At 63.5% G+C, this 9,007-nt stretch carries 7 protein-coding genes; 3 read left to right on the top strand and 4 right to left on the bottom strand.

The features are described 5' to 3' along the window. Window positions 1-506: 506 nt before the first annotated feature. A complete protein-coding gene (locus ACPUER_RS35195) occupies window positions 507-1,076 on the bottom strand; it encodes a YdeI/OmpD-associated family protein (protein ID WP_425133386.1) in 570 nt (189 codons plus the stop codon). Window positions 1,077-1,508: 432 nt separating this feature from the next. Between ACPUER_RS35195 and murI the strand changes: the two genes are divergently transcribed. Beyond that, window positions 1,509-2,330, top strand: coding sequence for a glutamate racemase (gene murI, locus ACPUER_RS35190; RefSeq protein WP_425133385.1), 822 nt, complete (start codon window positions 1,509-1,511; stop codon window positions 2,328-2,330). A 563-nt stretch (window positions 2,331-2,893) separates the two neighbouring features. Here the strand turns inward: murI and ACPUER_RS35185 are convergent. Then, window positions 2,894-3,226, bottom strand: coding sequence for a putative quinol monooxygenase (locus ACPUER_RS35185; RefSeq protein WP_425133384.1), 333 nt, complete (start codon window positions 3,224-3,226; stop codon window positions 2,894-2,896). A 430-nt stretch (window positions 3,227-3,656) separates the two neighbouring features. After that, window positions 3,657-4,571 (bottom strand): glutaminase, encoded by a 915-nt coding sequence (locus ACPUER_RS35180; RefSeq protein ID WP_175959642.1) that lies wholly within the window; start codon window positions 4,569-4,571, stop codon window positions 3,657-3,659. Between the two features lie 219 nt (window positions 4,572-4,790). Between ACPUER_RS35180 and ACPUER_RS35175 the strand changes: the two genes are divergently transcribed. After that, window positions 4,791-5,501, top strand: a complete 711-nt coding sequence (locus tag ACPUER_RS35175; protein ID WP_072444290.1) for a response regulator — start codon at window positions 4,791-4,793, stop codon at window positions 5,499-5,501. Between the two features lie 64 nt (window positions 5,502-5,565). After that, window positions 5,566-6,729: an ATP-binding protein gene (locus ACPUER_RS35170; protein ID WP_425133383.1), complete on the top strand. Its 1,164-nt coding sequence runs from the start codon at window positions 5,566-5,568 to the stop codon at window positions 6,727-6,729. A 39-nt stretch (window positions 6,730-6,768) separates the two neighbouring features. Here ACPUER_RS35170 and ACPUER_RS35165 read toward each other — a convergent pair. Further along, a partial coding sequence (locus ACPUER_RS35165; protein ID WP_425133382.1) for a patatin-like phospholipase family protein occupies window positions 6,769-9,007 on the bottom strand: 2,239 nt, incomplete at its 5' end.

Below are 9,007 nucleotides of genomic sequence, written 5' to 3'. Positions count from 1 at the left end.
TGCCGTCTACTGCTCACGTCGTGCCCATCCGATAGCATCGCGGCTCCCCGTCGTCGTCGACCTACGCTACGGTGCTGATCGAGTGCTTACGTATTTTCCGAAGGGCATGGTGACGGTGACAAGGCATTCAAGGTCTGGAACTCGCATGCGGTATTGTGCACGGCTTTCCGCTCTCGTACGCCCGTCACGACGCTCTCACCGTGTGCCGACCGATCCACGACGACTGAAACCGGCCGAGCCTAACGGTAGGAATGCCCCATCGTTGATTTCTAGTGGCGAGAGGCGATCGGCTTCTGGGCTCACGTGTGGCGGCATGCGGCCAAAATCCAACGCTCGGCCGGATTGTCATAACGACCAGCCACGCCGGAATAGCAGCCAAAGCGATAAATAACCGTCAGCCGGCATTGATCGACGCTCGCCAGCGCCGAGGCGGGGAGAGCGCTGCGGATTGCCCGCCTTGAGCGCGGCATCGGCCGGTGACCTTCGTTGGCTGTCGGCTTCCCGGTCTACGAATGAATGGTTTCGCCGCGATTCAGCATGTCGATGAACTCTTCGATCTTGCGCGCCCGTGTTGCGGGCTTTTTGGCGTTCTGTATCCGAAACAGGATGGCGTAGCGGTTTCGGCCGTTCAGCGTCGCAAAGAACGCGCTGGCCTTGGGATTGGCATCCAGTGCGGCCTGCAGGTCGTCCGGCACGACCGAGTTGCTGGCGGACGTATAGGCAGCCTCCCAGCGGTCATCCTGTTTGGCTTTCTCGATTTCCCGCATGCCCGAAGGCAGCATTCTGCCTGCGGCGATCAGCGCTTCGGCCCGGTCTTTGTTGAGCCTGGACCAGATGCTTTTTGCGGAGCGTCGAGTGAAGCGTTGCAACCAGTATGCTTCGCTTTCAGTTTGCTTTTGACCGTCGATCCAGCCATGACAAAGGGCACTTTCCAGCGCTTGTTCGTAAGTCAAGGTGGGTTGCCCGGCGCCTTTTTTGGCAAGGCGCAGCCATATCCCGGTCGAGGTATCGCCGTTTTGCGTCAACCAGCCTTCCCATTCGTTCTGGTCACGGAATGTCAGACGAGGCTCAGTCATGGTGCGATCCGGATGGTTGCATTCAGGCAGCGACGCTTTTTCGTTCACTGAAACTGCGTAGGTTACCGATTTGCGCGGATTTGGAAATACCCGATTTATCGGTAATTCAGCGCGTATTCCGTCGGCGGGAAGATGAAGGTCTTGCCTGGCGGGGCATTCAGTTGACCGGTTCTTCACCGCTTCAAAAAATCGACCTTCCCGTATACGTCGTCAACCATTCCAGCGCCAGCGTCCCCGCGCTCCATGTATATAAACTCGCATGTGATTCTTTCGGTACCGACCGGACGGGTGAGCGCCACGCCGCCTTTGACGTCCGGGATCGGCCGCCACAACCGGCCGTTCGACATGCTTGCGGGAGTCGTCAACAATCTGGCCTGGATATACTTCCCGCCTTCCAGACCCGCTCAGGGTCCAACACCAATACACAAACTCATGCTCAACGGAACTGCACCAATCGGGATTTTCGACTCAGGTTTGGGGGGAGTATCGGTCGTCGAGGCGATTCGCCGTCGATTACCGGGAGAAGCGATCGTGTATATCGCGGATTCCTATTACGCGCCATATGGTGAGAAGCCCGACGAGTTCATTAGAGCACGGAGTCTAGCGCTCGCGGAATGGCTGGCGCAAAGAGGCGCGAAACTGCTCGTAATTGCATGCTACACGGCAACGACTCACGCGATCTCGTATCTTCGCAGTCGACTCGCGATTCCTGTCATCGGCGTAGAACCGGGGATCAAACCAGCCATACAGATCTCGGGCTCAAAGGTCGTTGGAGTGCTGGCTACAGCCGCAACCCTGCGTAGCCCGAGACTGCAGGAGCTATTGTCGGATCACTGCCATGCTTGCAGCTTCATATGTCAAGCCGGGCATGGCTTGGTGGAACTCATTGAACAAGGCGAGGCCGCAGGATCGTCGATCGAGGCGCTACTCGATAGGTACCTGACGCCCATGATCAAGGAGGGCGCCGATACGCTCGTACTCGGCTCGACCCATTACGTGCTGCTCATTCCAAGCATCAAGCGCGTCTTTGGCGATCAATTGAACTTGATTGAAACCGCGACCGCAATCGCCCGACGAGTCGACCATCAACTCACAGATCACCAACTGCACAACGAAGTGAATCCCGCCGACGTAGCCCTTCAATTGTGCTCGACAGCAATATCGGAGGGAGAACGAGCACCTCTGGCGAAACTTGCACAGATGCTTGCGCTTGATGCGCATCGCGTAACCGCTATCGACGTCGAAACTTGCTGACCGGCTGAGGGGTCCGCGGACCATCTCGAATGGCTGCTTTCTGGAAAGCCGGTTGGCCGCTCGGGGCGCAGCCAAAGGACGAATTCCCCGTTCAGTGTGCGGGTGCGTGCCGAACTGACCTGTCACCATTGCAAAGAATCAGTTGCGCTTGACTTCGCCGCTTCAAAAGATCGACCGCCCCGAATAAGTCGTCAACCATTCCAAAGCCCTGGTGCTGGCACTCCGGCAATATAAACTCGTGTGTGATTTCTTCGGCACCGACCGGACGGGCGAGTACCACGCCGCCTTTGATGTCCGGGATCGGCCATCACGCACCATTCACCTGCACTTGCCCATCGACGGTCGAATGTCGATTCCGCACGGGACAGCAGACCTTGTCGGCAGAGAGATATCGAATGAGTCGTAAGCCGATGCGGAGGTTCGTCACCAAAGTTGGCCGCTTCGCGTTCAAGTAGCCTGTCTACCTCTGGCGACGAACGTTCGGCAGAAGCCTGCTCGGCGACGGGTGGCCCATCACTCACCGTCTGGGCCGGCCCTGATCGCGAGCTGCGTTGACAGATCGACTATGCGAGGCTATCGGGAGCAAGTTGCAAAACCCGTGCGGGTGCCGCCCTGAAGCTCGGGCTATGTGCATCGGCCGCAATCATGTGAGGTGTTACGTCGTGTGCCGCCAATGCTTCGGCTGATGCCCAGCGTTCGATCAGGACAAATCTATTTTCGTCACTGACGACAGAATGGAGATCATATTGGAGGCAGCCTTGTTCGGCACGGACGAGCGGCGCTAACTTTTCATACGCCTCGATTTGCTCGTGGCCTTTCCCAGGAATGGTTTGAATCGAAATAACAAGCATCACCTCTCGTTCGCTATTTCGGCTGTGATGATCTACTTTGCTCATGGCGACTCCGTACTGGTGTGATACCGACGCAAGACGATCAGCCATGAATGCGAAAGGCCCCGTCTTTTGCCGGCGGGGCCCTTGAAGATATGCAACGACGAAGACTACCGCGTGCGCACCAGGGACGACCCACCGTTGCCGATGGTCGTCGTTGTGATGACGGTCACGAAAGGAATCAGATTGCGTTGCATATCACCACGCTAACTCACTCGCCGGAGGCGAGTCAAGTTCACTGAGACCTACTCACATTTCTCCAACATTCTTCGAACGGCGGTTGCACATTTGAAAGCCGTCATCGACTCCAGGCGGATTCGACAGGCAGATGTGGGTCGATCGCTGCCAAAGAACGAACCCCCCGTTTAGTGCGCTGGTGTGCGCCGAACTAATCGGTCGCCATTGCAAAGAATGAGTTGGACCTGACTTCCCCGCCTCAAAAGATCGACCTTCCCGTATAAGTCGTCAACCACTCCAGCGCCAACGTCCCCGCCAGCGAGTTCCCATTAGCATCGAGCCCCGGCGCCCACACGCACACGGCCATCTCGCCGGGCAGCACCGCGACGATCCCGCCGCCGACGCCGCTTTTCGCGGGCAGCCCGACGCGATACACGAAATCGCCGGCTGCATCGTAGGTGCCGCAGGTCAGCATCAGCGCCGACAGCCGCTTCGCGGAACTCGAATCGACGATCCGCTCGCCGGTCACCGGCGCGACGCCGCCGTTCGCGAGGAACAGCGCGGCGCGCGCCAGCTCGACGCAGTTCATTGTGATCGCGCACTGGCGGCAATACGCGTCGATCACCGTGTCGGGCGGCATCTGCATGTTGCCGAAGCTCGCCATGAAATGCGCCATCGCGCGGTTGCGCTCCGCGTGCTGCAGTTCCGACAGCGCGACGCGCGAATCGTAGTCGATATCGGTCGCGCCGATCAGCCGCCGCACGAATTCGACGAGCGCCGTCTCGGCCTTCACGAAGCGGCGGCACAGCACGTCGGTGACGACCAGCGCGCCGGCGTTGATGAACGGATTGCGCGGCTTGCCGCGCTCGCTTTCTAGCTGCACCAGCGAATTGAACGCGGTGCCGGACGGCTCGCGGCCGACCCGCTCCCACAGCGCATCTCCTAGCAGCTGGAACGCGAGCGTGCACGCGAACAGCTTCGAGATGCTCTGGATCGAGAAGCGCTCGTACGCGTCGCCGACCGTGTAAACGTTTCCGTCCAACGTCACGACGGCCATCCCGAACTTGTCGGCGGGGATCTTCGCGAGTTCGGGAATGTAGTCGGCGACCCGTCCCTGGCCGATCCAGGGGGAGAGTTCGGTGTGGATGCGATCGAGGATGGTCTGGTAATTCATCACGTCAGGCAGGATAGATGCGTGGCCGGGATTCCGGCGAGCCCGTATGGAACCGTCCCGGCGCCGATTCGTCAAGCGCGACCGGCATCGCGCCCTTATTTTTGAGACAGGCAAACGGGCAATCGGCGGGCGCAGTATCATGCGGTACGTTTCGGCCGATGGCCGGCGTCGGGAATGACCGGCGCCGCCGCGGCCTCCTCGATGACCCAACCGTTGCCCATGTCTTTTCGCATCCTGCTCGTCGAAGACGACACCCGCCTGTCCACGCTGATCGCCGGCTACCTGCGCAAGAACGACTATGAAGTCGACACTGTGCTGCATGGTGATGCCGCGGTGCCGGCGATCCTGTCCATTCGTCCCGATCTCGTCATTCTCGACGTGAACCTGCCGGGCAAGGACGGCTTCGAAATCTGCCGCGAGGCGCGCAAGCAGTACGACGGCGTGATCATCATGGTGACGGCGCGCGACGAGCCGTTCGACGAATTGCTGGGCCTGGAATTCGGCGCGGACGACTACGTGCACAAGCCGGTCGAGCCGCGCATCCTGCTCGCGCGGATCAAGGCGCAGCTTCGCCGCGCGCCCGCGCGCACGGTCGAGAGCGCCGCGTCGCAGCCCGAGCGCTACGCGTTCGGCAAGTTCTCGATCGACCGCACCGACCGCACCGTCGTGCTGCCCGACGGCAGCACGCCCGATCTGACGTCGGCCGAATTCGACCTGCTGTGGGCGCTGGTGTGTCATGCGGGCGAAGTCGTCAGCCGCGACGATCTGATGCTGCAGTTGCGCGGCGTCGAATTCGACGGCCTCGACCGCACGATCGACGGGCGCATTTCGAAGCTGCGCCGCAAGCTGCGCGACGACGCGAGCAACCCGCAGCGGATCAAGACGATCCGCAGCAAGGGTTATCAATTCAGCAAGCACGCGTGGGAATGACGCCGCCGTCAGGCGACGTCGTCACATTCCGCGCGGGCAATCCGCCCGCCAGCCGGGAGCCGCGATGATCCGACGAACCCGTTCGCACCCCGATGCACCGCCGTTGTCGACGCTGCGCTATGTCAGATGGCGCTGGCTGCATTTCCGTCGCGCGTGGACCGATACGCGCGCCGACCGCATTCCGAGCTGGTCGCGCCTTTACGTGCGCACCTACCTGCATCTGCTCGGCCTCGTGCTGCTGACCGCGCTCGTGCCGGCGCTCGCGCTGTGCGTCGAATTGTCGCCGCAGGTCGTGTGGCATGCGTTCGACGCGCTGCCGGGCGATATCTGGATCGTGCTCGCGTTCGTGTTCGCCGCGCCCGCGCTCGCCGCGTACCGGTGGATGCGGCCGGTCTGGTCGGATCTCGTGATGGTGCGCGAACGCGCGATCGATTTCACGGGCGGGCGCTTCAACACGCGCGCACGCGAATCGCACAGCGTGATCATCGGCCCGCTCGCGCGGACGCTGAACGCGCTCGCGATGCGGATGGAGCGGCTGATCGCCGCGCAGCGCGATCTCACGAACGGCATCTCGCACGAGCTGCGCACGCCGCTCGCACGCGTGCGCTTCGCGCTTGAGATGCTGCGCGAGCCTGCTTCCGCTGCCGAATACCAAGGCGCGCTCGAGAGCATCGCGCAGGACGTGACCGAGCTCGAGGAATTGATCGACATGAGCCTCACGTTCGCGCGGCTCGAATACAGCTCGCTGCAGTCGAACCTCGAGATGACCGCGCCCGTCGCGTGGTTCGAGCACCAGGTCAACGACGCGCAGCTGCTGTATCCGGAGTGCACGATCGAGTCGCGCGTCGCGCTCGAGTCGAACCTGCGCGTGAAGATGGACCGGCGGCTGATGTCGTACGCGATGCGCAACCTGCTGCGCAACGCGAGCAAGTATGCGCACTCGCGGATCGTCGTCGGCATCGCGATGGAGCACGGCAACATCGGGATCTTCGTCGAGGACGACGGCCCCGGCGTGCCGGAGCAGGAGCGCGAACGGATCTTCGACGCGTTCGTGCGCCTCGACCGCCGCACCGGCGGCTACGGGCTCGGCCTGTCGATCACGCGGCAGGTGCTCCACGCGCACAACGGCCGGATCGCGGTCGTCGATCCGGTCGAGCTCGGCGGCGCGCGCTTCGAGATCAGCTGGCCGATCGGCACGGCGCGCGTCGCGGCCGGCCCGTCGTCCTGACGGCGGGCGCGACAGGCCGTTTCGCGCGATGCCGACGCATCAGTACGTGCGGCCGAGCTGCAGATAGAAGTTGCGGCGGCCGCCGGGCGCGAGCGCAACGCCAATGTAGACGGGCCCGAACGCGGTCGACAGGCTCGTGAAGAACGTATAGCTCTGCTTGAGCGCGCCGCCGCCGATCTGCTGGCCGCTCGACCAGACGTTGCCGACTTCCGCGCTGGCGCCCACCGACAGCGCCTTGACCGGCGACGCGTTGAACGTCATCAACTGATTCATGTAGGTGATCTGGCCGTACGCGAGCTCGTTGCCGTTCAACTGGTCGGCCGCATAGGCGGACAAATGCTGGAAGCCGCCGAGCGTGAAGTTGAACGCGTTGATCAGGTTGGTGCCGCCGATGCTCTTGCCGCCTTCGATCGTCGCGCTGACGCTGTGCCGGCCGAACTGCTGCGCAATCATCGCCTTGCCGTAGATCTCGGTGTAAGGCGCGTCATTGATCCCGTCGTCGAACTCCTGTGCCGATCCTCCGTTGCGCGATACCAGCGAGCGTTCGACGCGCAGCTCGGTGAAATAGCCCTTGCGCGGGAACATCGGATCGTCGAGCTGGTCGATGACGAGCCGCGCCCGCGCGGTCAGCGCCCGCGACGTGAAGCTCGGCCACAGCAGCGCCCGGCCGCTGCCGTCGTCGAACGGCAGGTTGTAGGTCGGCGAGCCGTGCCCGGTCACGTAACCGAGACCGACCCGGAAGTCGCCGAGCCGCGCGATCGGCAGGCCGAGATCGATCCCGGCGCGCGCGGTCTGCATCAGGTACTGCGTGATCTTCACGTCGCCGGTGTCGTCGTACAGGTTCGCGTAGCGGCGCTGGTATTCGGCATAGGGCGAGATGTATACGCCGTACGCCATCGGCAGCGGCTGGCGCAATTCGACGCGCGCCGACTGCAGGTCGCTGCCGATCGTCGTATCGGCGCGGAACTCGAGGCCCGATTCGGTGAGCCAGGGCCGCCGGTAGCCGACATGCAGGCGGAAGCCGCCCTCGTCGGTCGAACTGCTCGACATGCCCAGGCCGAACAGCAGGAAATTCGGCCCCCAGTATTTCTCGCGCGCATTGATCTCGAGCACGTTGTCGTCGCCGTGGCTCACGACCTGCTGGGTGACGCTCTCGAAGTTGCCGCCCGTCGTCAGCCCGAGCAGATCCTGGCTGACGGACTGCGGATCGTAGAGGTCGCCGGGCTTCACGTGCAGCGCGTCGCTGACGACGCGCTTCGGCACGCCGCCGCTCGTCTTGATCTCGATGCGCGTGATCCGGACCGGCGGCGGCAGCGGCTGCGCATGCGCGGAGCGGTAGGCGGCGTATTCGTCGGGGGGCAGCGCGTAGCGCTTCAGGCGCGGCAGCGCGGCGGTTGCCGCCGCTTCGCCGGCTGAGATGGCCTGGCGCGCGTTCTGGAAATCGGTGAAGCCGAGCGAGCCGAGTTCGGGCGTGAGCAGCACGTCGTTCGCGGTGATCTGCCGGCGCTGGGCCGACACGTTCTGGCGAATCAGGATGCCGACCATCTGCTGCATCACGTCGGCGGGCGACGCGAGCGCGTCGAGCGGGCGCAGCTGCGAGCCGATGTCGACGGCGATCACGACGTTCGCGCCCATCTGCCGTGCGGTGTCGACCGGCAGGTTGCTGACGAGGCCGCCGTCCACCAGTGCGCGGCCGTTGATCTCGGCCGGCGCGAACAGGCCGGGCATCGCCATGCTCGCGCGGATCGCGAGCGGCAGCGAGCCGTGGTCGAGCACGACCATCTGGCCGGTCTGCAGGTCGGTCGCGACCGCGCGGTACGGAATCGGCAGCCGGTCGAACGGCTGGTTGGTCGGCACGGCGGCGGTCCAGTCGGCGAGCAGCGCCTGCAGCCGGTTGCCCTGCACGAGGCCGACCGGCGCCTTCACGCCGCTCTTGCCGAAGCCGAGCGTCAGGCCGTTGATATACAGGCGTTCGTCTTCCCGGCTGGTTTGCGGCAGGTCCGCGCGGTCCGTCACGTCGAATGCGATATCCGCGAGGTTGACCTCCGACAGGCGCTTCTGCATGTCGTCGGCGGCCATCCCGCTCGCGTACAGGCCGCCGACCACCGCGCCCATGCTGGTGCCCGCGATGCAGTCGACCGGGATGCGGTTTTCCTCGAGCACCTTCAGCACGCCGAGGTGCGCATAGCCGCGCGCGCCGCCGCCGGACAGCACGAGGCCGATCGACGGGCGGCCGGCCGGGCCGCCGTCGGCCGTGCAGTCGTGCGTGGCCGTGGGC

Source organism: Burkholderia sp. DN3021, from assembly GCF_049805555.1.
Classification (GTDB): Bacteria; Pseudomonadota; Gammaproteobacteria; order Burkholderiales; family Burkholderiaceae; genus Burkholderia; species Burkholderia pyrrocinia_C.
This window is presented reverse-complemented; position numbering and strand designations above follow the sequence as displayed.